The organism is Neoluteolibacter marinus (genome assembly GCF_014904755.1).
In the GTDB taxonomy this organism is placed as follows: Bacteria; Verrucomicrobiota; Verrucomicrobiia; order Verrucomicrobiales; family Akkermansiaceae; genus Haloferula; species Haloferula marina.
The window spans coordinates 167,857-191,135 of record NZ_JACZFQ010000003.1; the positions used below are offsets into that span (position 1 = coordinate 167,857).

A 23,279-nucleotide genomic window follows, 5' to 3' on the forward strand; every position below is an offset into this window, starting at 1 on the left:
GGGCGAAGGGGCACGGTGATTGCTGGAGAATAGTGTCAAACGTGACGATTTCGGTCTTAACGATGTAGTTACAGAAATCGGCCACATTTAAGGAATAAAACGAAGCGCCGCGGCGTTAAAAGCTATAGAGCCCGTCCGATTCGGGACCCTTTGCCATGAGATACGACACCGACTCCAGTCTGAAGGTTTACTTGCGGGAGATTTCGAGGACTCCGCTCCTCACACCGGCCGAGGAAGTGAAACTCGCCCGACGAATCAAGCGCGGTGACAAGGAAGCTCGGACCCACATGATCAAGGCCAACTTGCGCTTGGTCGTGAAGATCGCGCAGGATTATTCCGGCTATGGATTGCCCATCTCGGACCTGATTTCCGAAGGGAACATTGGCCTGATGAAGGCGGTAGAGCGGTTCGATCCGAAGAAGGGCGGCAAGCTTTCCACCTACGCTGCCTGGTGGATCAAGCAGTCGATCAAGCGTGCGCTGGCGAACCAGAGCAAAACGATCCGCCTGCCCGTTCACATGGTCGACAAGATCGCAAAGATGCGCCGGATTTCGACGATCCTCGCGGAAGCTCTCGGCCGCGAACCGACCGATGAGGAGCTTGCCGAGGAAGTCGGTTTGCCGCGCCGCAAGCTTGCCATGCTGAAGCAGGCGTCGCAGCGCCCGACGTCGCTCGACGCCCCGATCAACGAGGGCGAAGCGACCGAGTACGGCGAAATCATCGGCGATGAGCGGGCGGAGAACCCCTTGGAGTCGTTGGCCGACAAGAATCTGCACGGTGAACTCGACGGTTTGCTCTCGGTCCTCGACCAACGCGAGCGGCGGATCATCGACGAGCGCTTCGGGCTTACCGGAAAAACTCCGCTGACTTTGGAAGAGGTCGGTCGCGAATTTGGAGTGACCCGCGAGCGCATCCGTCAGCTGCAGAACGTCGCTTTGACGAAGATGCGGAAGGCTCTTCGTCGCAAGGACAAGCCGCTTCCAAAGCCGCTGGCGGAAGGGCTGCAAGCGACCTGACCCATCGAACTTCTCGGTGTTATTGTTTGGAGACACTCAACCGCGGGAGCGATCCCGCGGTTGTTTCTTTTCCAATGGTCACATCCGGAAATCCTCGCCCAGATAGTACTTCCGGGCGGTGGGGTCGTTGACGAGCGTTTCCGAAGCGCCCTCCAGGATGACCCGGCCGTCGTGGATGAGGAAGGCCCGGTCGACAATCGAGAGCGTTTCGCGAACCGAGTGGTCGGTGATGAGAATGGCGAGGCCGTCGCGTTCCCTCAATTCACGGACAATGGCCTTGATGTCCTCGACGGCGATCGGGTCGATGCCGGCAAATGGCTCGTCCAGCATCAACAAGCGCGGTTCCGTGCAAAGGGCGCGCGCGATGGCGAGCCGGCGCTTTTCCCCACCGGAAAGGGCGATTGCTTCCGAATTGCGCACACGGGTGATCTTGAAGCGCTCGAGGAGGTCTTCAGCGCGGTGGATCCGCTCTTTCTTCGAAAGCTGCGGGCGGGTTTCCAATACCGCGAGGAGGTTCTCGAACGCCGTCAATTTGCGGAATACCGATTCCTCCTGGGGCAGGTAGCCGAGGCCGAGGCGGGCGCGGCGATGCATCGGCATGCGGGAAATGTCGCTGCCGTTGAATTGCACGCTGCCGGCGTCCGGCGGCACGAGGCCGGCGATCATGTAGAACGAGGTGGTCTTACCGGCGCCGTTCGGGCCGAGGAGGCCGACAATTTCACCGGGTGAGACGCCAAGGCTGACGCCATCGACCACCGCGCGGCCGCCGTAGCACTTGCGGAGACCGGTGGCGGTCAGGAGGGCGTGACCGTTCGTCGAAGCTGGGGAGGCGGACATGAACGAGGGATCAGCGGGTGGTCGATTTCTTGCCAGGCTTCGATTTATCCGGCGTCTTGAAGGTGGATTCGAACATTTCCTGATTGCCGGTGACGAAGCGGACCGGATCGCCGTCCTTCATGTAGATGAAAATGTAGGCGTCGTCCCCTTTGACGATGGTCGGCTTGCCATCCTGGACGATCCAAGGAGAGCCACCGCGCAGGATGACCATATCCTCTTTGTCCTCCTCGTTCTTGATATCAAAGATTACGGTCCGGGCGGATGCTTTGACCGGCGACTTCTCGGGGTCATCGGGCGTGAAATCGACCACCACCGTACCAGTGGCAACAATGCGGCGGATGTCTCCGAAATCTCCCTTGCCATCGTCCTTGGTATCGCCGGCTTTGCGGGAGGCTTCCTTGGCGGCACGCATCTTTTCCGCCATTTCCGGCGTGATGGTCTTCGGCTCCTGGCTGGCTGCGTCGGGCTGGGGGACTTCGGGTTCCGCTTGGTCCTTCTTTTCGATGTCCGGGGCGGGCAGAGGTTTATCCGTCGCGGATTTTTTGTCTTTCTCGTCGTCCTTCCGGGGCGTCATGTAGGCCTTCACCTCGTTGGCTCCGCTGAGCTGGAACTGCGGGTTGCTGACTTTGACATCCTCCAGGAAGATCAACAGTCCCTCGGTGGCGTCAAAGTAGGCGCCCTTTTTCGAGGTGATCTTCGTTTCCTGCGTGTCGACGGTGACTTCGGGCCGCGGCACATCGCCTTCCGCTGTGGCGGCGGGGGCCGCAATGAGGCTCGTCAGCGCGGCGGCTTTCAGGAAGCGGTTCATCGTGAGGTGCGCTTTCTCGGACTGGGCGCCGACCTCCGTGAATTTGTCTCCGGCGTGGTTCCGTTCGCGGTCGAGCTTGTCCTGCTGGCTCGCCGTTTCGGCGGCGAGGGCGGCAAGTTCAGCCTCGGAGGGACGGAGTTCGTCGAAGCGCTCGGTGGTGGTTTTGGCTGGATCCTGGGCCGTAAGGACCGTGACGGCGGCCATCAGGGCGGTGCCTGTGGCGAGGGTCTTGTTGGCGGGTTGGAGCTTCATGGAGGTGCGGGTATCGACCGTCCTGACGGTCGCGGTGACGGGGCCGTGGAGGAAGCCGCGATTCCGTTTGATGTCGAAAGCCAGCGCGGAGCCACTGACATTCATGTCGTTGGAAACGAACGAGACGGGTTCTTCCGTGGTGAGGAGGTCAAGATTCTTGCGGGCCTTGAAGACCGCGTGGGCCATCTCGATATCGCCCTTGGTGGTGGTGTCCGGATTGAAAAAGCGGATCTTCAGGTCGGTCGCGTTGATCTTGTCCAGTGTCTGGACGGACTTCTCGACCCCCGTCTTGGCATCCGTACGCGTTTCCTCGCGGGTGAAGATCTGCAACTCCGCGATGGAAACCGTGGAGATGAGCGAGAGATCGTCATTGTAGCTAGGCAGCACCGCGTTCTTGAGGATGCTGCCATTCGGCAAAAGGCCTCCGGAGAACAGGCCACTGGACTCTTCACCCTCGTCTTCAGACTCGGTGACGTCGGTCAGGATGCCCTGAGCCTTCAGTATCGGCATCGTGCACGCCGCGATCAGCAGTCCGCAAACGAGCGGACCGTGGAATCGAAGACGTTGGCGAAGGGCGGAGGCGGGCACGTTTCAGGCGCCGTGGGCGGCGTGGTGGATGGCGACCAGTCGGACGAGCAGGTCTTCGAGAAATTCGAGAGGAATCTGGTTCGGTCCATCGGAAAACGCGTTCTCCGGGTCGGAGTGCGTCTCCATGAACACGCCGTCGACCCCGGTGGCGATAGCTGCGCGGGCCAGGACCGGGGCAAGTTCGCCGTCACCGCCGGTGGTGCCGCCCAAGCCGCCGGGGCGCTGAACCGAGTGGGTGGCATCGAAGACGACGGGCAGGCCTTCCTTGCGCATCCAGTAGAGCGAGCGCATGTCGGCGACCAGGTTGTTGTAGCCGAAAGTGGTGCCGCGCTCGGTCATGACGAAGGAGTGGCAGTCGAAGGCCCGCAGCTTGTCGGCGATGTTCACGACGTCCCACGGGGCGAGGAACTGGCCCTTCTTCACGTTCACCGCCCGGCCGGTCTTAGCTGCGGCCTCGAGGAGGTCGGTCTGGCGGCAGAGGAACGCCGGGATCTGGAGCAGGTCGATGTATTCCGCGGCGATTTCGGCATCCTGGGGGCTGTGAATGTCGGTGGTGACCGGCACCCCGAGTTCACGGCCGATCTCGCTGAGGATGCGGCAACCTTCCTTCACACCGGGGCCGCGGAACGACTTCACCGAGGTTCGGTTGGCCTTATCGTAGGAGGCCTTGAAGAGGTAGTGGATGCCGGTGCGCTTGGCGATTTCGTCGATCGAGCGCGCCATTTCCCAGGCGAATTCTTCGGACTCGAGGGCGCAGGGGCCGAGGATGAAAAAAGGCATCGGTCCGCCGACGGGGACGCTGCCGATTTGGAAAGGGTCGAAAGACATGGAGAAACAGTCGTTTAGGCAGATGCTTTGTCGTAGAGCGGGCGCAGGTTGGCAAGTGCGGTCGCCAGCAGTTTTTCCTCGGTCTCGGTCAGATTCCCCGCGGTTTTCGCGCTGAGCATTTCCAGGGAATCGATCACCGATTTGGCGGCCCGCAGGTTGAGCGATTTCTCGCCAGTTCCGGGGTGGGGAATTTGACCGAGGAATAGGCCGGCATTCTGCGCCTGCAGGATGACGAACTCGTTGAATCGGGGATCAGCGGCGGGCATGGGGGAGAAGTTGGAGTTCCAAGAGAAAAGTTCCAAGTGCCAAGAATCCCGGGCATAGCTAAGAATCAAGGTTTGTCGGGCCGGCTCGACATCCATCCGCCATACTCAGTCCTGCAAACCGAACAAAAGGACCGGATGACGGTTTTGATCGAAGGATCTTCAACGGTGGCAGGGAAAGGAACCGCGCATGGGAATTTCCGCAGACCTTCCGCGCTTCGGTTCCACCAGTCCCTGGTGTTGTGCGGATTGAAGGATCCATGCCACGAGGAAACGGTTTCAACCTCGAAACTCCTGTTGTGTACGGGGCAGCTCAAGTGACCGCATACCGTGTCTTCGGATCGATCGAGGATCGAAGGTTTTTCGCGAGACCTGGATACCGTCCAGAATCCCACAACCGCCAACCCGATCAGAAGAGCTGCGAGGTTCCGTCCTGCGCTGGTTTTCATCGGCGGTGGGCGTTGACTGGAGGAGCAGCAAGCCGGGCTATGGAGTGGGCAGGACGCGGACCGTGATCGGAGGCTCGGCCAGCAGGGTTGCAGCGGCGGCTCTCACTTCCGTGGAGGTGAGCCCTTCGAACGTTGCCGCCATGTCGCGGTGATGGGTCATCGGCAACCCGAAGAGGACATCGACGGCGGCAAGGCGGGCGATCGAGGCGGGCGACTGCATTCCGATCGCCAGACTGGACAAGACGGTGGCGCGGACGCGTTCGAAGGCATCTTCAGGGATGCCATTTTCGGCAATGCGCTCGATCTCCGACTTCAGCTCCCGCTGGGCAAGCTCCACCTGGGAGGGATCTGTGGCGAGGTAGAAGCCGAAGAGACCGGCGTCGTGGCCGTGGAATTGGGTGGCGCCTACTTGGTAGGCCAGACCCAAGTCCTCGCGGATCCGGGTGAAAAGCGGTCCGGCCATGTCGCTGCACCATTCCTGGATCATCCGCAGGGCGAACCGCTCCGGCGCCAGGGCGGCGGCACCCGGGTAGGCGAGCGCCAGCACCGCCTGCTTCTTCGGCAGGAAAGCCTCGATTTCAAAGTCCCGGCAGACCTTCGCCGCGGGCGGGGTCCAGGGCGTTCCTTCAGGCAGCCGGCCGATGCCCTCGGCGAGCAACTCCCGTGCGTGCGACGGGTCGAAGTCGCCGGCCAGGGCCACCACCAGGTTGCGGCCTTGGAAATGCCGCGAGTGGTGGGCGGAGAGGGCAAAGCGGTCGAGCTTTGCCAGCGATTCCTCGGTGCCCAGCGAGGGCAATCCGTAGCCGGCGGCGTCGAAAAGGTGCCGGCGGGCGAGGCGGAAGGCAGTCGACAGGGGATCTTCGAGCGATTCCCGCAGGGAGGCGAGCTGGCTGGCCTTCTCCCGCTCGATCGAGTCGCCGTGGAACGCCGGTTCGGCAAGCACTTCCGCCAGCAAGGGCAGCAAGGTCGAGAGGTCCGGCGACAATCCGGAGAGCTGGGCGAGCAGCGCATTGTTGCCGGAAGCCGCGCCGATCGAGGCCCCCAGGGACTCCAGCAGGCCGGCGAGTTCGGCGGCGCTGCGACGGGTCGTGCCCTGCGGCAAGGTGGCGGCGAGGAGCGTATTGAGGCCGGCATTTTCCGGGATTTCCGAAACCAGCCCGGCACGGATGGCGACCTGCGCCGTGAAAATCGGCACACGGGAATCCGGCAGCAGGGCCAGCGTGGCGCCATTCGGCAAGGTGACGCATTCCGGCTCAAGCGAACGCCGGGCGGCCGGGCGGATGGAGGCGGGGGCCGGCGCCTCTTCCGGGTCGATGATGGAAATCGTCACCTGGTCCTCGGTCAGTTTTGCCATCGCGCGGCGGACGTCGGCGGCGGTGATCGCCTTCAAGGCAGCGAGATAGCGTTTGGTGAAGTCGAGGTCCCTCGCTTCGTGCCAGTTCGATGCCAGGTCGGATGCCCGGCCGGAGGCGCTGGTGAGGGTCTTGAACTGGCTTGCCGCGATCTGCCGCCGGGCTTTCGCCAATTCGTCATCGAGGGCGCTCGAGGGCAGGTCGGCCAGCTCTTCGAAGATCGCCCTGATCAAATCATCGCGCTTCTCGGGCTCGACCTCCGCCGAGATGGCGAACAGCCCGTCCCGGCCCGCCTGGCTCCACGACCAGGCGGTAATCTCCAGCGCCAGTTCGCGTTCTTCCCGCAGGTGGCGGTAAAGCCGCGCCGAGCGCCCGCGCCCGAGCACCGCGGCGGCAAGTTCATAAGCCGGCACGTCCGGGTGCCCGAGGGCCGGGATTTTCCACGCCAGCGCCACCCGGCTGGCGGGCACGGCAAAGGTCGTGCGGCCTTTGCGGGGGCCGAGCTGGATGGCGTCTTCCGGGACCACCGGCTCCGCCCCGCTGCCGCGGACGAAGCCGCCGAACAGCTCGCTGATCTTCGCCCGCACCTCATCGGCGTCGAAGTCGCCCGACAGGCACAGGCAGCAACGGTCGGGCGTGTAGCGCGCCTTGTGGTAGCCGGTGAGCTGTTCGTAGGTGATTTCCCCGAACAGCCCGCGATGGCCGATGACCGGATGCCGCCGCGGGTCCGCGGTGAAAGCGGTCGAGAAAAGTTGCCGGCTCGCCACGTCGTCCGGGTCGTCCAGTCCCATGTCGATCTCGCGCCGGATCACGTCCTTTTCCTTCTCGAACTCCTCCTCGGGCAGGGTCGGGGCGAAGATCATCGCCGCCAGCACCTCCAGGAAGGTCTGGGTGCCGGTTGCCGGGCCGTCGATGTAATACACCGTGCGGTCGAAGGTGGTGTAGGCATTCCAGTGACCGCCGGCCGCCTGCACGGTGGTGGCCAGTTCGTCGGCGCCGAACTTGCCGCCGCCCTTGAAAACCATGTGCTCGAGGAAATGCGACACGCCGGAGCCCAGCAGGGCGCCTTCGTGCAGGCTTCCGGTTTCCACCCAGAGCTGGGCGCTGATCACCGGTGCGGCGGCATCGGGGTCGAGAATGACGGTCAGACCGTTCGGCAGGGCGTCTTGGGTGGCGGCAGTGGCGGGGTAATCCATGAATTTCCGGCTTGGACGGACAGAAATGGAGGATACACCCAAGACATGCAACGGTGGATCGCGTTGGCCTCGCTCGTTCTCGTCCTGTTGGGAGGGGGCGTGGTGTTCGGTTACTGGAAGCACAAGCAGGGCTTGCCAGACAAGCGCTACGTGCCGCTGGCCTTCAATCCCGACTCCACCGAGGAGCAGCGGCAGGCGAGCGTCAAGGATCTCCGCGACAAGCTGCTCACCGACGTGATCCTCACCGGCATCGTCCGCGACTGCAACGTCGAGAGCAAATGGGAGCTGCCCAGCGAGCAGGCCGCCGTCGAGGAACTCAAAAAGCGGGTCATCATCGAAGCCGGGGAAACCCGCATCAAGGGCGTGCCCACGCCGACCTTGAACATCGGTTTCTCCGGCATCGCCGCCGAACACAATGATCTCAACGCGCTCGCCGAGCGGCTGATGGAGGACGTCCAGCGCCTGGTCGCCCCGCCCGAGAAGAAGCCGGCAGCGGACCCGATGCCGACGAGCTATTGAGCGGGATCCGCCGGCCGTCACCGGTCGGCGTCGCCGGGTGTGAGCGGCACCAACCTGTGCTTCGCCCGTCGCAGGATCACCGGGTGCAGGGCATTCGCGGCCAGGATGGTCAGCAGCCCGACGTAGAACATCGGGTGGAGCCGCTGGTGCTCGCCGAAGAGCAGGGCGGCAGCGATGATGCCGTAGACCGGCTCGAAGTTGATGGCGAGGTTGGAGGCGTAGGCGCTGATGTGCCTAAGCAGGTGGATGTGATAGCCGTGCGAAAACACGGTGCAGACCAGAGCGAGCAACAGCAACCACAGCCAGTCGAGGCCCTGCCAGGACAGCAGCGGTGCCCAACCTCCGTTGAAAGGGACGATCGCCAGGGCAACCGCGCAGGCACCCAGCATCTCCCAGCCCACCATCATCAGCGGGTCGCCGCCCTTGGTGACGAGGCGGCGGTTCAGGACCGGGAAGATGGCGGCGAGGAAGGCACTGGCTATCGCGACGGCCAGGCCTAACAGCCGCCCCGGCTCGTAGCCGGCCACCAGCACGATGCCGGCGATGACCAGCAGTCCGAGCAGCACCTCGACCGGGCGCACGCGGCGCTTTTCGAGCAGCGGTTCGGTGAAGGCCGTGAACAAGGTGATCGTCGCCATCCCGGCGAGGCAGATCGACACGTTCGACAAGCGGATCGCCGCGAAGAAGCAGACCCAGTGGAGGCCGATGATCAGGCCGATGGCGAACAGCGAAACGGCCGCGCGTTTCCCCGGCCAAAGCGGGTGACGGCGGACCAGCGCGACCCAGGCTGCCGCGCCGGCGGCGGCGATGGCCGTCCGCCAGACGACCAGTGGCGCGGCGGGCAGGGAGATCATCTTGCCGAGGATCGCAGTGGTGGCGAACAGCAGGACGAGCAGGTGGAGCTGGAAGTAGTGCTTCAATCGGCAACCCGGCGGGCGCGGGCGAAAGTCAGCAGGAAACACCGGTGCCGCCGAGGGTGAATTTCCGGAACTTGGGGCTCCGCCCTGGTTTCCCTGAGGATCCGCCTGGAACGAGCTGTGGATTGGAAGCTTGTCCCGGGGCGCCGTGCCGGTCTAACATCCGGCACTTCCTGCTTGAACTTCGGGCAGGGTTCCAGACTCTGGCTCAGCCGGTAATGGCGATTTTATGGCGGACATCAACCAGTTGGTGATAGCGGAGCGGTTGGGTATTTCGCGGGCGACCGTGTCGCGGTGCTTTACGAATCATCCGGGAATCAACCCCGTGACCCGGGCCCGGGTTTTCCAGGTGGCGGCGGAAATCGGCTACGCTCACCTCGAGAAGAGAACCTCGAGCACCAAGAAGAAATCCGCAAAGACGACCTTCGGGGTGCTGATCTGCACCGACGAGGAAGAGTACCTGCGGACCGACTACCAGAACCCCAGCGAGCAGATCCTCGCGGGGGTGACCGAGTGCGCCCATCTCAATGGCGCCAAGGTCGAGGTCCACCTCATCGACCCCAAGGTGAGGGATCTCGACGATCCCGGCTTCCTGCGGATCGACAAGATGCGCCGCCGCTGGAGCGGGTTGTTGCTGGTCTATCCTTTTCCGGGGCCCTTGCTGGACCAGCTTTCCACCGTGATGCCGGTGGTGTCGCTGGTGGAGCAATTCAACAACACCGGCATCGATTGCGTCGACGCGGACCACTACAAGGGCATCTCGGCGGCGATCGAGCACCTGGCCGAGGCCGGCCACCGGCGGATCGGCTTTTTCACCCGCCAGTATCAGGTCGAGGCCAGCTGGTCGTTCCGGCGCTATGCCGCGTACATGGAGAAGATGGTGCGGCTGAAATTGCGCGTCTCTTCCAAGGACATCATCAACGTGTTCCCGTCGCGCGAGCTCAACGAGGAGGAGAGCATCGACTACGCGGCCGAACGCACCCGGGCCGGAGTCACCGCCTGGATCTGCGCGGCGGACCATCAAGCCTACGACCTGGTCCGCGGCCTGGAAAGTCGCGGGATCAGCGTGCCGGACAGGGTTTCGGTGACCGGTTTCGACGGCATTGAACCGCCCGCGGACTGTCCGCAGATCGGGACGACCCAGATTCCCTTCCGCGAGATCGGCGCCATGGGCACCCAGCGTTTGATCGAGCGGATCCGAAAGCGTTTCGGCTCGGTGCAGCACGTTTTGCTCGATTGCCCGTTCGTGCCCGGCGCGACCACCGGCCCTCCGCCGGTCATTTAGAGGAATGGGCCGGGGAGCGTTTTCCCCGGAGGTCGAATCTGACTGCTTGGCCGGCGGGCTGATTCCAGGCGCATTCATTTTGCGGATGTCGGCGGGCGGTCGCTTGCCATGGGTCGCCAGAGGGGGAGACGCGGACGTGGAGAATTCGGCCCGGCCGTCCTCATCTGGGGACTCTCACTAGCCAGGGATCGTCGGGGCGCCAGAAGGCGTCCATTCGGAAATTGTATGCAATCCGGCTTGCTAAATTAATGCAATTTAATGCACAGAAGCTTCTTGCCATCGGGTTGCGGGGAGTCTATCCAACGAATCGTGAACCACGGCGCCTTGAGCCGACGAACCCAAGAAACCAACATGAAACCCGCTCTTCCTCCGGAGGGTCCATCCTTCCTTTCCCGCCTTTTCCCCCGCCGCGCGAGACGCCGCGGCTTGCTAGCGATCCCGGCGATCGCGATGTCCGGCCTGCTGGCGCCCCACCTTGAGGCCGGCGAAGTCTATCTGGATTTCACCACCAATGCCGCCATCCATGCGACGGGTTGGACACCGGTGCCGGCCCCCGGAGGACTGGCCAATCTCGTCGATGCGGGTGGCTCCGGCTACGATTTCACCTTCGGCGTGGCGGGCGTGCCGGTGGGCGCCTACGACAATGGCAATTCGGGCCAGCCGCTGACGCGAAGCGGATTTCACAACCAGGCGAGCGACATCGCCCGCACCTTCACACTCACCGGGCTGGACGTCGGCCAGGCCGTCGATCTCTACGCCTGCGCGGCGTGGGACCTCGGGGCGGGCGGCTACATCGTCTTCGGCGACACCGGTCCGGCCGGGGTCAAGGCGGAGACGATCGGTGACCCGGGCAGCACGCCGACGCGGGCGAACCTGACCCGCATCGGGCAGGCGATCGCCGACGCGACGGGAACCGTGAGCGGCGAACTCCACAGCCGCAACGGGGTCGGGCTGACCGGCGGGGAAGGGCAGGTCGGCGGATTCGTCTTCGCACCCGCCGAGACGATCACCTCGAGTGCCGGCGCCAACGGATCCATCAGCCCCGCGGGAGCAGTCCCGGTGATCGCGGGCGACGACCAGTTGTTCACCATCACACCCCAGAGCGGTTTCCACACGGTCGACGTGCTGGTCGACGGGGTCTCGGTGGGCGCGGTGGCGAGCTATACCTTCGGCGACGTCCAGGGGGAGCACACCATCAGCGCGACATTCGCCGCCAACACTTTCACCCACGTCATCACCGCCAGCGCGGGCGCCAACGGGACCATCGACCCGGTGGGATCGGTCGCCACCTACGACGGAGTCAACCAGCCATTCTTCATCACTCCTGACGAGGGCTATCACATCGACCAGGTGCTGGTGGACGGCTCTCCGGTCGGCGCGGTGGAAAGCTACATTTTCACCGCCGTGTCCGGAAACCACACCATCAGCGCCAGCTTCGCGGTGGATACTTTCACGGTGACGGCCACGGCCGGCCCCAACGGCTCGATCGATCCGTCCGGGGAAACGGTCGTGGACTCCGGTGAAAGCCTGTTCTTCACGATAACGCCGGATGAAGGCTACTACGTCGCGGAGGTTCTGGTGGACGGCATGTCGGTGGGGACCGACGAGTTTCTCCCGCTCGACAACATCACCGCCGACCACACGATCAGTGTCACCTTCGACAACCGCCCGAGAATCTATCTGGACTTCGCCGGGAACTCGTTCGGGTGGAATTCCGTGTTCCTGACCGGCGGCTCGGTGAGCGAGCCGGACATCGACGGTGCGGGCCACGGCTTTACTTTCAGTAACGTCGGCAGCTACGACAACGGCAACACCTCCCAGTCGCTCACGAGGAGCGGTTTCCACAATCAGAACAACTACGTCACGCCCCATCCGTTCACCTTGACCGGCCTGATTCCGGGGCAGCCGGTCCAGCTCTATGCCTGCGCGGCGTGGAATGAAGGTCAGGGTGCCTACATCGTGTATGGCGACACCGGTGCGGCGGGCGTGAAAGCGGAGACCATCGGCGATCCCGGCAACAGTCCGACCCTGGCTCACCTCAAGTACATCGGAACGGCGTCGGCCGATGCCGGCGGCGTGGTGTCCGGCAGCATGCACGGCGCCGGTGGTGTGGGCACAGGCCCCGAGGGGCAGATCGGCGGTTTTGTCTTCATCATCGAGGAAGCGCCGGTGTGGACGATCACCGCGAGTGCCGGTGCGAACGGCACGATCTCCCCGAGCGGCGGCGTCGGCGTGGCTTCCGGGGAAGACCAGAGCTTCACGATCACCGCCAACGGCGGCTACCACATCGCGGACGTGCTGGTGGACGGGGTCACGGTCGGCGCGGTGAGCGAGTACACCTTCAGCACGGTGACGGCGAACCACTCGATCAGCGCGACCTTCGAGGCGGACGGGGCTTCGTTCACCATTTCGACCGATGCCGGTGCCAATGGTTCGATCACCCCGGGAGGCGACGTGGTCGTCAACCAGGGAATCAACAAGGTCTTCACGATCACGCCGGACCTTGGACACCACATCGTCGACGTGCTGGTCGATGGGGTATCGATCGGAGCCGTGACCAGCCACACCTTCACCAACGTCACCGCGAATCACACGATCAGCGCCACCTTTGCCGTCGATACCTTCACCATCAATGCCAGTGCGATCGGGAATGGCACGATCAGTCCCGTGGGCGTGACACCGGTGAACTACGGCGATAGCCCGGAGTTCATCTTCACCCCGGATCCCGGCTATCTCGTCGACGAGGTGTTCGTGGACGGCGTGCTGGTCGAAACCGGCGGAAGCTACACCTTCAGCAATGTCACCGGGAACCACGAGATCAGCGTTCGCTTCGACAACCGCACCAAGCTGAAGCTCGACTTCACCCAGTTCGGTTCGCCGAACGCCGACCTCTGGATCCCGGTTTACGGCAACCAGATCGCGGATACCAACGTCGACCTGCCCGATGTCGGCGGCACCGGCTACAGCCTGACGTTCAGCCACGTGGCGTGCTGGGACAACGGTGCGGTTGGCCAGCCCCTGACCCGTTCCGGTTTCTACAACTACGGCCAGGACGCCAACGACCACACCTTCACCTTGCGCGGATTGAACGCCGGGCAAACGGTCGCGCTCTACGCCTGCGCGGGGTGGGACGGCAATGCGAAGGGCGGCTACGTCCTGTTCGGTGACAACGGGCCGGACGGCGTCAAGGCGCAGACGGTCGGCGACCCCGGCACCAGTCCTTCGATCGCCAACATGACGCTGATCGGCACCGCCGTGTCGGACGCCACCGGAACCGTGAGCGGCAGCTTGCATTCCGACGTGGGGGTCGGTCTTCCCGGTGAAGGCCAGGTCGGTGCGTTCATGTTCGCGTTCTCCGCGGACGGCACGCCGCCGGTGCTCACGCCGTTCCAGGAATGGGCCGCTTCGTTCGGCCTGTTCGGGGCCGACGCGCTGGCGGATGCGGATCCCGACCACGACGGGCTTTCCAATGAACTCGAGTTCGGCCTCAACTCGTTCCCGAACGACGGATCGTCCCGCGGACTGGTCTTCGCGCGGATGGCCACGGTGGGTGCCGAGGACGGCGTCCTGACCTTGACCGTCGCCTGCCGCAACGGCGCGGTTTTCTCGGCGGACGGGAACAAGCAGGTGTCCGCCATGGTGGACGGCATCGTCTACACCATCGAGGCCGCGAACGACTTGACCGACTGGGGTGGCCCGGTGGTGACGGAAGTCACCGGCAGCGACGCCACCGACATCCACGATCAGCTGCCGTTCCCGGACTCGGAGTGGACCTACCGGACCTTCCGGACCGACGGCAGCAGCGCTTCCGACAGCTCGGACTTCATTCGCGTCGGCGTGGACTAACGGGAGGACATCAAGCCCCCGGGTTTTGCCCGTTCGACAGGCCCGCATACCTCGCCACACTGAAGTGGCCGGGTGTGCGGGCCCTTTTCTTCCCTGGGGGCGGGTTGAAGTGGGGCCCGGACGGGATGACACATTCGGCCGGCTCCGGTCGTCGGCAGATGAGAATGTCGGGCGATTCCCCCGTATGGGATGGTTCCGGCGAGGCGTCTTGCGTTTTCCGGAGGCGCGCATGCCGCGTCACTGATAACCATGAAACTCTCCATCCGGGAAAAGGCGGGCTACGGTCTCGGGGACACCGCGAGCAACTTCGTGTGGGCGCTCATGATGAATTTCATCATGTTCTACTACACGGACATCTTCGGCATCACCGCGGCGGCGGCGGGGACGATGCTGCTGTTCGCCCACAGCACCGATGGCGTCGCCGACTTCCTGATCGGCGCGATGGCCGACCGCACCCGCAGCCGGTGGGGCCGCTTCCGGCCCTACCTCGTGTGGATGTGCCTGCCGCTGGGGATCGCCTTCGTCCTCACCTTCACGACACCGGATTGGAGCGACAACTCGAAGCTCGTCTACGCGTGGGTCACCTACAACCTGCTGATGCTGTCCTACAGCGCCATCAACATCCCCTACGGCGCGCTCTCCGGGGTGATGACCGACGATCCGATCGAGCGCACCAGCCTGAATTCCTACCGGATGGCATTCGCCCAAGCGGGCGGGATCATCGCCAACACCAGTTTCCTTTGGCTCGTGAAGGTCTTCGGGAAAGGTGACCAAGCAGAAGGCGCACGCTGGACGGTGTTTCTGTTCAGCGGGATCGCCGTGGTGCTTTTCCTGGTGTCGTTCCTCGCGACCCGCGAGCGGATTCATCCGCCGGCGACCCAGAAGACGCGGCTGCGCGAGGACATCGGGACCTTGTTCGCGAACCGGCACTGGCTGGTGATGTTCGTGGCCGGGATCACCGGCATCACCTTCGCGGTGATCCGCGGGTCGGGGATCATCTACTACCTGAAAAGCTACCTGCTCTGGGGCGAGGAGCGCATCGCCGCGTTCTTCCTGGTCAGCGGGCTGGCAATGATCGCAGGGGCAATGGCGACCCGGTTCTTCGTCGCGCGGCTGGGCAAGAAGAATGCGTTCATCGCGAGCATGGTAGTGGTGGCGCTTTCCTCGGCGCCCTTCTACTGGATCACACCCGGCCAGCCGGTGCTGGTGTTCGGATTCCAGGTCATCGGCATGGTGATGAGCGGCGTCAATGCGGCGCTGTTCTGGGCACTCGTGGCGGACACGGCGGATTTCGCCGAGTGGAAGTTCAGCGTGCGCACGACCGGGATCATTTTCTCCGCGACCACCTGTGCCCAGAAGGTCGGGATGGGCCTAGGCGCGGCGTTTGCCGGCAAGATGCTGAGCGACTTCGGCTACGAGGCGAACGTGGCGCAAACCGAGCGGTCGATCCACGGCATCCTGCTGCTGGTCAGCCTGGTCCCCGCGGCGGGCTGCATGCTGGTGGCCGCCTTGTTCAGCGTCTACGGGCTGAACGAAGCGGCCTGCGCGACGATCCGCGACGATCTCGCGGCGCGGCGGTTGGCACGCGGGGAATGAGGAGCCGGACTCAGAGCTCGCCGGCGATCAGGTCGTCGAGGGTCTGGCGCGGACGCACGACGCGGGCCGTGTTCCCATCGACGAGGACCTCGGCCGGCATCGGCCGGGTATTGTAGTTGGACGCCATCACGAAGCCGTAGGCACCCGCGCTGAGCAGTGCGATGGTTTCGCCGGGCTGGAAGTCGGGGAGTTCGCGGTCCTGGCAGAAGAAGTCGCCGCTTTCGCAGATGGGTCCGACGACGTCGACCTTGAGGGTGCTGCCGTCGGGTTGCTTGAGCGGGGCGATCTCGTGGTGGCCTTCGTAGAGCGCCGGGCGGATCAGATCGTTCATCCCGGCGTCGACGATCTTGAAGGTCTTGGCGGTGCCGCGCTTCTCGTAGAGGCAGCGGGTCAGCAGGACCCCGGCGTTGCCGACGATCAGGCGGCCGGGCTCGAGCAGGATCTTGAGGCCGAGGTTTTCCAGGCGCGGGACCAGCGCCTCGCCGTACTTGGCGATGGTCAGCGGGCGCTCCTCCTCGTTCTTGCCATCCCACCAGCCGGAGTCCCCGGAACCGAGCGAGTCGTGGTAGACGATGCCGATGCCGCCGCCGATCGACCAGAACTCGATGCCGTGGGTGTTCTTGAGGTGGGTCGCCAGGGGCGCGACCTTCTCGACCGCCTCGATGAACGGCGTGATGGAGGTCAGCTGGGAACCGATGTGCATCTGCAGGCCGCGCAGCTTGATGTGGGAGAGCTCGCGGGCGGCGCGGGCGTAGAGGTCGGTGATGGCGTCGAAGTCGACGCCGAACTTGTTCTCCGACTTGCCGGTCGAGATGTACTTGTGGGTCTTGGCGTCGACGTTGGGGTTCACGCGGACCGCGGCGGGGGCAATGACGCCGAGTTCACCGGCGACCTCGTTGAGGTAGCGGAGCTCTTCCTCGCTCTCGACGTTGAAGGAATAGATGCCCTGCTGGAGGGCGAACTCGATCTCCTCGCGGGTCTTGCCGACACCGGCGAAGGTGCACTTCTTCGGATCGCCGCCGGCCTTGATGACGCGGAACAGCTCGCCGCCGGAGACGATGTCGAAGCCGGCGTTCTCCTCGACCAGCAGGCGCAGGACGGAAAGGTTGGAATTCGCTTTCACCGCGTAGGCCACCTCGTGGTCGATGCCGTCGAGCGCCTGGTCGAGGCGGCGGTAGTGGTCGCGGATGGTGTTCGCGGAATAGACGTAGAGCGGCGTGCCATGCTCGTCGGCAAGGCTCTGGAGGTCGACGTCCTCGCAGTGAAGCGAGCCGTGGCGGTAGGCGAATCCGTGCATGGCGGCGCTTTAGCCGCTGTCCGGCCGGTCGGCAAGGGTGACTTGCAAGGAGGAAGTTCCGAAGACCGCACGGCTGCGGGGGAGGATGCTCCTTGACCTCCACAACACCGATCGCCTCCAATCCCCATCATGAGACATAGAAGATTCCAGGGTCTTGCCGCTTGCCTGCTGTTGATGGCGACGCACGTGCGGGGGCAGGAAGCCACGCCTGAGTTCGATCCCTTGGGGAAACTGGTCGAGGGTCCGCGCTTGGTGCGGGTGATGGTGGAATACATCGAGGTACCCCACGAAACACTTACCCGCCTGCTGCTCGAACCGCGTAAGGGAAGCCATGACAAGGAGCTGCGGGCGACCGTCGGCAAGCTGGTCGGCGAGGGCAAGGCGACAGTGGTCGAAACCATGCTTTGCACCGGCCGCAGCGGGGAGAAAACCACGGCGGAATCGATCGAGGAATTCATCTACCCGACCGAGTACGAGCCGGGGGAGATTCCGAACGAGATCCACACCACCGAAAGCGGCGACAAGGTGAAGTCGGACGGGCGGGACCATGCCATCGGGCCGACTCCGACTTCTTTCGAGGTTCGAAATCTGGGCTCGACCCTGGAGATCGAGCCGACCATTGGTGCCGGCAACCAGTTGATCGACCTGCGGATGGCCCCGGACATCGTCTATCATGTCGGCAACGAGACCTGGACGGAGTGGAAGGACGCGCACGGTGACGCCTCGATCCGCATGCCGACCATGTACCGGCTGGGCCTGACCACAGCGGTGACGGTGGTGGACGGCCAGGTGCTGCTGGCGGCGGCGCTTTCCCCGAAAGGCGAGAACGGCTTTCCCGACTTCAAGCGCAAGCTGATGGTCTTCGTGCGCTGTGACATCCTGACCGTGGGACAATGAAGGCTGGGACCATCGCGGCATTGGCGAGCGTTCTGTTATTGGGCGTGGCGTCGGCCGATCAGGTGCGGGTCACGCTGCGGATGATCGAAGTCCCTCACCCGGCGCTGACGGGCTGGATGGGGCAGCCGGGAGTCCAGGGCAAGGAACTGCACGCGAAGGCCGTGGCCCTGGCCTTGGAGGGCGGGGCGGAAATCGTCGAGACCACGGTGTTGACGGTTCGGAGTGGCGAGAAAGCCACATCGGAGTCGTTCGCGGAAGTGATCTATCCAACGGAGTATGAGCCGATGGAATTCCCTTCGAGATTGCCTGATGGCAAGGGTCCCAACCCGTTTGAGTTCGAACTGTTTCCGCGGCCGAACAACGGAGCTCCCGTTTCTTGGGAAACCCGCAATGCCGGCGTTGAACTGGAGATCGAGCCGTTTCTGTACGCTGAAAAAGGCGTGGTCGATCTCCGGATCGCCTTTGAATGGGTCAGCCGCGCGGCGATGACCACCTGGACGGAGTTCCGGGACCAATGGGGGGAGGCCTCGTTGAAGATGCCGGTTTTCGCGACCAAGAAGCTCACCGGTGGCCTGACCCTCGAGCCCGGGGGCTTCGAGCTCTTCAATGTCTTCACCCCGCAGCCTGCCGCGGTCCCGGCTGCACTGACGCGCATGCTGGTATTTGTAGGCGCGGAAATCTTGCAAACTCACGCGGAGCCATGAGCTTGAAACTTCATCTGCTGTTGTGGCTGGCGCTGATGCCGGACCTCCTCGCCCAAGGCCCGCGGATGGCCGTGAAAGGGGAGAACACCCAGCTCGAGGTCGAGGCGGCGGAGGTCCGGATCCAACTGGTCGACGGCGTGGCGAGCACCGAGATGGAGCTGACCTTCCGCAACGACACCCGGCGGATGATCGAGGGCGAGTTCACGCTGCCGTTGCCGGCCGGGGCGACGGTGTCGAGCTACGCCCTGGAGGTGAATGGCGCGCTGCGCGAGGCCGTGGCGGTCGAGAAGGAACGGGCGCGAAATGCCTATGAGTCGATCAAGCGGCGGATGGTGGATCCGGGCATCGTCGAGCGAGAGGAGGGGAATGTTTATCGCACGCGGGTCTTCCCGATTCCGGCCAAGGGCACCAAGCGGCTGAGGATTGGCTACGTGGAGGAGCTGCCGAGGACGGAAGAAGGATTCCGCTACCGCTTGCCGCTGGCCTTCGAGGGCAAGCCGAAGCATTTCCGCTGCGAGATCGTGGGCGCGGGCGCGGTGCAACCGGCTCTAAGCGGAAGCGTGCCGCTGACTTTCCAGAACGGGGTCGCGGAGGCCGGATCGGTCGAGCTGGCGGGTGAGCTGGAACTCCGGCTGCCTGCCGCCGGAGGGCCGGTGATGGTGGTGGAGGACGGGGACGAACCGGTGTTCCTGCTGAGCGACGTGTTTCCGCCGCTGGCAGTGGAAAAGCGCCCGCCGGTCCGCTCGGTGGCGCTTTTTTGGGATGCCTCGGAATCGGGGGCCGGGGTGGATCACGCGGCAACCTTCCAGTTGCTGGATGCCTGGTTTGCCAAACAGGGCGAGGTCGAAGTGGACTTGAAGCTGTTGCGCAATGAGGTCGAAGACGGCGGGCTTCACCAGGTGGCCGGGGGTGACTGGGGCGCGATCCGCAAGATCCTCGAGAGCGTCGAATACGAAGGAGCGACTTCCATGGGAGCGCTGGAGAGCGGGACGTCCGGCGTGGTGATGTACTGTGGGGACGGCGGGGGCACGCTGGATTCGGGAACCGGCTCGATCCAAAGCCCGCTGCTCTTCCTGAGAAGTGGCGTGGCGGAGGTTTCGCCGGCGCTGCGGAAGCAGGTCGCCGATTCCGGGGGAGTGGAAGTGGCGGTGGAACGAATACCGGTCGAGGCGGCGATGAAAGCGTTGGAGACGATGCCCTTCAACGTGGTCGCGGTGAACGGAGTCGTGGACTTCCACGTCGATCGCAGCGAGTTGCAGCCCGGGAAAACGGTGCGGATTTATGGGAACGGCGCGAAGCTGACCGCGGGACCGGTGGAGATTTCCTACGGCGTGGGAAAGGAGGTCCGCTTGAGACGAGACGTCCATTTTTCAAAGGGCTCCGGAGGAGGGGTCATCCGGCGGCTATGGGCGCAGCGGAAGCTCGTCGCCCTTGAGCGAAGTGCGGAACGGAGCCGTGGGGAGATCATTGCCCACTGCAAGGAGCACGGTCTGGTCAGTGGTTTGACCTCGCTGATCGTGCTGGAGCAGTTCGACGACCACCTGCGCTACGAGATCCCGCCGCCGGAGCCGGAGCTGCTGGCGCGCTATCAGGCGGCTTTGAAGGATCACAAGCAAAGGAAGATCACCCGCGCCGAGTCGGACTGGGAGGCGCGGCTGGCCTGGTACCGGCGGGCTTTCCCTGGCTACGAGCACATCCTGGTGCCGCGCCTGAGGCAGGTGGGGATTTGGAAGAAGTCGCTGGAGGAGGTCTTCCGCGCGGACGAGCTGGACCCCGTGGCGGTTGCCAAGGTGGCGGGCTGGCACGACCAGGCGCTGGCATTGATCGAGCGGCGCAGGGAGCTGGCCGATGCTCCGGCCTATGCGCTGTGGAAGCAGGAGGTCGATCGTCTGCATGACGAAGGTCCGAAGCTCGCCGCGACCCCGGTCGCCGGGCCGCCGCCAGGCCAGCCGCTGGTGGTGTCGGTTCGTGGCTTGGTGAGAACTCCAGGGCAGGTGCGATCGGAGGGACCGCTGACCCTGCGCGAGGCGATCCGGCGGGCGGGAGGAACGATGCTCGGGACCAATCTGGACCACGTGGCCCTTTATCGCAGCGCGGGGAAAACGGTCTACAATACGCTCAGCAAGCAGTACGAAGATGTCGCCTTGCGGCCTGGGGACATGGTGGTGGTGGATGAGGAGCCGTATTCCAATTGCGATCCCTTTTCGGCGATGCCGGCGGAGGATCCGCGGGATCGCGAGGCGGTGGTCAGCGACGACGATGTGTGGGTGGGGCTCGATCCGTTTGCGGGGGATTCCGAAGGCGAAGGATCCCAAGAGGCCCGGGCCAAGGCGGGAGCGATCCGGATCCTCGACCCGGCCGAAGCCGGGATGCCGGACCTGGCGGAGTTCGGCGAGCGGCTGAAGGCGGGGGAGCATCCGTGGCAGCTTTATCGCCAGCTGAAAGATGGCCGCCTGCGGCCACAGCGGTTCTACATCGAGGCGGCACGGCAGTTTTTCGCCACGGGTCAGGACAAGCTCGCCATGCGGGTGCTGTCGAGCTTGGTCGAGCGCAGCGACGGCCGCGATTCGGGACGGCGGGCAATGGCGTGGTGGTTGATCGAGTTTGGCAAAAAGGAAGCGGCCGGGCGCATGCTGGCGGGACTGGTGGCTGACGAGGAGGCCTGCCCGGTCGCCTATCCGCGGGCGGAACTGGCGGCAAGCGACCGCGAGCGGGAGATCCTGCTTGCAGAGGCCTTGAGGGCGGGGGGCGAGCAGGCGGAGATCGTGCGCACCGAGTTGAACCGGCTGCGCGATCCGGAATCGGAAGGCGGCCTGCCCTGCGACCTGCGGATTGTCGTGGCGGGACAGTTCGAGGACCTGGTGCCGGCGGTGGAAATCATCGAACCGGGCGGTGAGCCGGTGTCCGGCTGGCGGGTCAGCCCGACCGGCGGCCGGCTGACGCGGACGCAAGGCCTGGCGGACTACATGATCCGCCGGGCGGTGCCCGGAACTTATCTGGTGAGGGTTTCGTGCCCGGTCGAGTCCAGCTTCCGCATCGCGATGCATCGCGACTGGGGACGGGCCTCGCAGAAAACCGTCCGGTTGACCCGGCTGGTCGAGGCGAACCAGAAAGAAACCGTGGCCGAGTTGGAGTTCGAGTTCGCCGGCGCCTCGGAATGAGGAAGCTTGGAAATCCGCGGATTCCGGTTATCGGTGGGGGATGAAGGTCTTGTTCGGATGCCTCGTCCTGGCCGCCTTGCTGGTGGATCCGGCGGCGGCCTTGCCGAACTCGATCCTTGGCCCGATCGCCGCGGCCGACAGCCCCCTGAATGGCCGGGATCTCACCGAGGAACTCCTCGCGGCGGATCTATGGAGCGGCAAGGACGCCCTGCCCGGGGAGTGGCGGGACGAGGGGGAGATCGCCTCGTCGGTGATTTCGCACCTCCAGGCGCGGCCGAAGCTTTTCGGGCAGGACGTCATCTTGCTCCGTGCGGTCCGCCGCGCCGGAAAGCTGGAGTCGCTCGAGGCGACCTTCGTGGATGCCGGTTCGTATTTCGGCTACTTCGACGAGAAGCTGCCGGAGGGGCTGAGCAAGCGGGAGGCGCGGAAGCAGATCGAGTCGATCCTTGCGGCGAAGCAGGACGATTTCAGCAAGCTCTACACCGACACCCGGCTCGATTTGCGGTCGGCGATTTCCACCGCCTGCGGGGATGCCAAGCCGGAGGAGGAGAGGATCGGCAGGACCCGCGGATTGCGCACGCCGGTGGAAGAGTGGCATCGCGATGGCAGGCGGATCCGTCTCCTGGCGGGAGAGGACCGGTTGCTGCGGGTATCGATTGTCCCCGCGGCAGTGGCCGCGGACCAATGGCTTGATCCTGAAATCGCGGCGCTGCCCATGAGGGAAAACCTGGCACAGCTAGCCGCCGGCGTGGTGCGGGCGGACGACGGTACCGTGGCGATTCCCAATCTGCAGCCGATCCCGCAGGGTTTCCGTCCATACTGCGGATTGAACAGTCTCGCGATGGTTGCCCGCCACTTCGGGCTGCATCTGGACGAAGACTGGTTGGCGGTGGCGAGCGGCTTCCGGAACACCGGTCGTGCCGACGGCTCGAACCTGGTGAAGGTCTACCATGCCGTGGCGGCCGAAGCTGGGATGGGGCTCGACCGGTCGACTCGATTTGACGCCGGGGCCGCGAAACGGTCGATCGCCCGAGGATTTCCGGTCATCGTTTGGCGCCGCTTCTCGCACGAGAGGAACGCGCTTCACAGCCGCTTCATGCGCGAGCTGGCGGACGATCCGGCGGCGACCTTGCCGGATCCTGCCATTCCGTCCGAGCGCGCCACGTGGCCGGGAGACGAGGCTCCGCTGCATGCTTCGGTGCTGGTGGGATACCATGCGGAGCGAAAGGAGTTCCTGTTCCTCGAAAGCTGGACCGGCCGCGACAAGCCACGGCGGATGAGGGCTGAGGAGCTGGCGGCGACGGCCGACCTTTGCTTCGTTTTCAAGCCGTGATCCGGCTGGGTGAACCCGTCTTTTAAAGGGGGGCGTGTGTGTTGGGGAGAAGCGCGGCGGGAGGGGACTTGCCTCCATCTTAGGCAGTCCGCCCGGCGGATCGGGGGAATTGACCCGCCGGGCGGCTGACAACAC

The 23,279-nt window shown here is 64.5% G+C and carries 16 protein-coding genes; 9 read left to right on the forward strand and 7 right to left on the reverse strand.

The window, feature by feature from the left end; genetic code table 11:
• The first annotated feature begins 155 nt into the window (after positions 1-155).
• On the forward strand, positions 156-1,016 hold the full coding sequence (locus tag IG178_RS00970) for a sigma-70 family RNA polymerase sigma factor (protein ID WP_193210610.1): 861 nt from the start codon (positions 156-158) through the stop codon (positions 1,014-1,016).
• 78 nt (positions 1,017-1,094) lie between these two features.
• On the opposite strand, the gene lptB is transcribed toward IG178_RS00970, so the two are convergent.
• From lptB to IG178_RS00995, 5 genes are all read right to left on the reverse strand, one after another.
• A complete protein-coding gene (gene lptB, locus IG178_RS00975) occupies positions 1,095-1,853 on the reverse strand; it encodes an LPS export ABC transporter ATP-binding protein (protein WP_193210611.1) in 759 nt (252 codons plus the stop codon).
• 10 nt (positions 1,854-1,863) lie between these two features.
• Positions 1,864-3,423, reverse strand: coding sequence for a hypothetical protein (locus tag IG178_RS00980; protein WP_193210612.1), 1,560 nt, complete (start codon positions 3,421-3,423; stop codon positions 1,864-1,866).
• An 81-nt stretch (positions 3,424-3,504) separates the two neighbouring features.
• The gene (gene kdsA / locus IG178_RS00985; protein ID WP_193210613.1) at positions 3,505-4,329 is read right to left on the reverse strand and encodes a 3-deoxy-8-phosphooctulonate synthase; all 825 of its coding nucleotides are present in this window, start codon (positions 4,327-4,329) and stop codon (positions 3,505-3,507) included.
• A 14-nt stretch (positions 4,330-4,343) separates the two neighbouring features.
• Positions 4,344-4,691, reverse strand: coding sequence for a DUF1844 domain-containing protein (locus IG178_RS00990; RefSeq protein ID WP_193210614.1), 348 nt, complete (start codon positions 4,689-4,691; stop codon positions 4,344-4,346).
• 387 nt (positions 4,692-5,078) lie between these two features.
• Positions 5,079-7,589 (reverse strand): M16 family metallopeptidase, encoded by a 2,511-nt coding sequence (locus IG178_RS00995; protein ID WP_193210615.1) that lies wholly within the window; start codon positions 7,587-7,589, stop codon positions 5,079-5,081.
• Positions 7,590-7,634: 45 nt separating this feature from the next.
• On the opposite strand from IG178_RS00995, the gene IG178_RS01000 reads away from it, so the two are divergent.
• On the forward strand, positions 7,635-8,108 hold the full coding sequence (locus tag IG178_RS01000; RefSeq protein WP_193210616.1) for a hypothetical protein: 474 nt from the start codon (positions 7,635-7,637) through the stop codon (positions 8,106-8,108).
• A gap of 17 nt (positions 8,109-8,125) precedes the next feature.
• On the opposite strand, the gene IG178_RS01005 is transcribed toward IG178_RS01000, so the two are convergent.
• Complete coding sequence (locus tag IG178_RS01005) at positions 8,126-9,028, reverse strand: DMT family transporter (RefSeq protein WP_193210617.1); 903 nt, start codon at positions 9,026-9,028, stop codon at positions 8,126-8,128.
• 226 nt (positions 9,029-9,254) lie between these two features.
• On the opposite strand from IG178_RS01005, the gene IG178_RS01010 reads away from it, so the two are divergent.
• From IG178_RS01010 to IG178_RS01020, 3 genes are all read left to right on the forward strand, one after another.
• Positions 9,255-10,310, forward strand: coding sequence for a LacI family DNA-binding transcriptional regulator (locus IG178_RS01010; protein WP_193210618.1), 1,056 nt, complete (start codon positions 9,255-9,257; stop codon positions 10,308-10,310).
• A 351-nt stretch (positions 10,311-10,661) separates the two neighbouring features.
• Positions 10,662-14,156: a hypothetical protein gene (locus tag IG178_RS01015; RefSeq protein WP_193210619.1), complete on the forward strand. Its 3,495-nt coding sequence runs from the start codon at positions 10,662-10,664 to the stop codon at positions 14,154-14,156.
• A 249-nt stretch (positions 14,157-14,405) separates the two neighbouring features.
• A complete protein-coding gene (locus IG178_RS01020; protein ID WP_193210620.1) occupies positions 14,406-15,752 on the forward strand; it encodes an MFS transporter in 1,347 nt (448 codons plus the stop codon).
• A gap of 10 nt (positions 15,753-15,762) precedes the next feature.
• Here IG178_RS01020 and lysA read toward each other — a convergent pair whose 3' ends face one another.
• Positions 15,763-17,049, reverse strand: coding sequence for a diaminopimelate decarboxylase (lysA, locus tag IG178_RS01025; protein ID WP_193210621.1), 1,287 nt, complete (start codon positions 17,047-17,049; stop codon positions 15,763-15,765).
• A gap of 129 nt (positions 17,050-17,178) precedes the next feature.
• Between lysA and IG178_RS01030 the strand changes: the two genes are divergently transcribed.
• From IG178_RS01030 to IG178_RS01045, 4 genes are read left to right on the forward strand one after another with little or no spacing between them, the layout of a single operon-like run.
• Positions 17,179-17,946 (forward strand): hypothetical protein, encoded by a 768-nt coding sequence (locus tag IG178_RS01030; protein WP_193210622.1) that lies wholly within the window; start codon positions 17,179-17,181, stop codon positions 17,944-17,946.
• Between the two features lie 44 nt (positions 17,947-17,990).
• Positions 17,991-18,650 carry a hypothetical protein gene (locus IG178_RS01035; protein ID WP_193210623.1) on the forward strand — a complete coding sequence of 220 codons (660 nt, stop codon included), beginning with the start codon at positions 17,991-17,993 and terminating at the stop codon, positions 18,648-18,650.
• Entirely contained in the window at positions 18,647-21,811 is a 3,165-nt protein-coding gene (locus tag IG178_RS01040; RefSeq protein ID WP_193210624.1) for a VIT domain-containing protein, read from the forward strand. Before IG178_RS01035 ends, IG178_RS01040 begins: the two co-directional genes overlap by 4 nt.
• A 40-nt stretch (positions 21,812-21,851) precedes the next feature.
• The gene (locus IG178_RS01045) at positions 21,852-23,144 is read left to right on the forward strand and encodes a C39 family peptidase (RefSeq protein ID WP_193210625.1); all 1,293 of its coding nucleotides are present in this window, start codon (positions 21,852-21,854) and stop codon (positions 23,142-23,144) included.
• Positions 23,145-23,279: the final 135 nt, after the last annotated feature.

Excerpts from the sequence above, each read along its gene's own strand:
- IG178_RS00970 (WP_193210610.1), top strand. The coding sequence starts at position 156 with ATGAGATACGACACCGACTCCAGTCTGAAGGTTTACTTGCGGGAGATT.
- lptB (WP_193210611.1), bottom strand. The coding sequence starts at position 1,853 with ATGTCCGCCTCCCCAGCTTCGACGAACGGTCACGCCCTCCTGACCGCC.
- IG178_RS00980 (WP_193210612.1), bottom strand. The coding sequence starts at position 3,423 with ATGCCGATACTGAAGGCTCAGGGCATCCTGACCGACGTCACCGAGTCT.
- kdsA (WP_193210613.1), bottom strand. The coding sequence starts at position 4,329 with ATGTCTTTCGACCCTTTCCAAATCGGCAGCGTCCCCGTCGGCGGACCG.
- IG178_RS00990 (WP_193210614.1), bottom strand. The coding sequence starts at position 4,691 with ATGGATGTCGAGCCGGCCCGACAAACCTTGATTCTTAGCTATGCCCGG.
- IG178_RS00995 (WP_193210615.1), bottom strand. The coding sequence starts at position 7,589 with ATGGATTACCCCGCCACTGCCGCCACCCAAGACGCCCTGCCGAACGGT.
- IG178_RS01000 (WP_193210616.1), top strand. The coding sequence starts at position 7,635 with ATGCAACGGTGGATCGCGTTGGCCTCGCTCGTTCTCGTCCTGTTGGGA.
- IG178_RS01010 (WP_193210618.1), top strand. The coding sequence starts at position 9,255 with ATGGCGGACATCAACCAGTTGGTGATAGCGGAGCGGTTGGGTATTTCG.
- IG178_RS01015 (WP_193210619.1), top strand. The coding sequence starts at position 10,662 with ATGAAACCCGCTCTTCCTCCGGAGGGTCCATCCTTCCTTTCCCGCCTT.
- IG178_RS01020 (WP_193210620.1), top strand. The coding sequence starts at position 14,406 with ATGAAACTCTCCATCCGGGAAAAGGCGGGCTACGGTCTCGGGGACACC.
- lysA (WP_193210621.1), bottom strand. The coding sequence starts at position 17,049 with ATGCACGGATTCGCCTACCGCCACGGCTCGCTTCACTGCGAGGACGTC.
- IG178_RS01030 (WP_193210622.1), top strand. The coding sequence starts at position 17,179 with ATGAGACATAGAAGATTCCAGGGTCTTGCCGCTTGCCTGCTGTTGATG.
- IG178_RS01040 (WP_193210624.1), top strand. The coding sequence starts at position 18,647 with ATGAGCTTGAAACTTCATCTGCTGTTGTGGCTGGCGCTGATGCCGGAC.
- IG178_RS01045 (WP_193210625.1), top strand. The coding sequence starts at position 21,852 with ATGAAGGTCTTGTTCGGATGCCTCGTCCTGGCCGCCTTGCTGGTGGAT.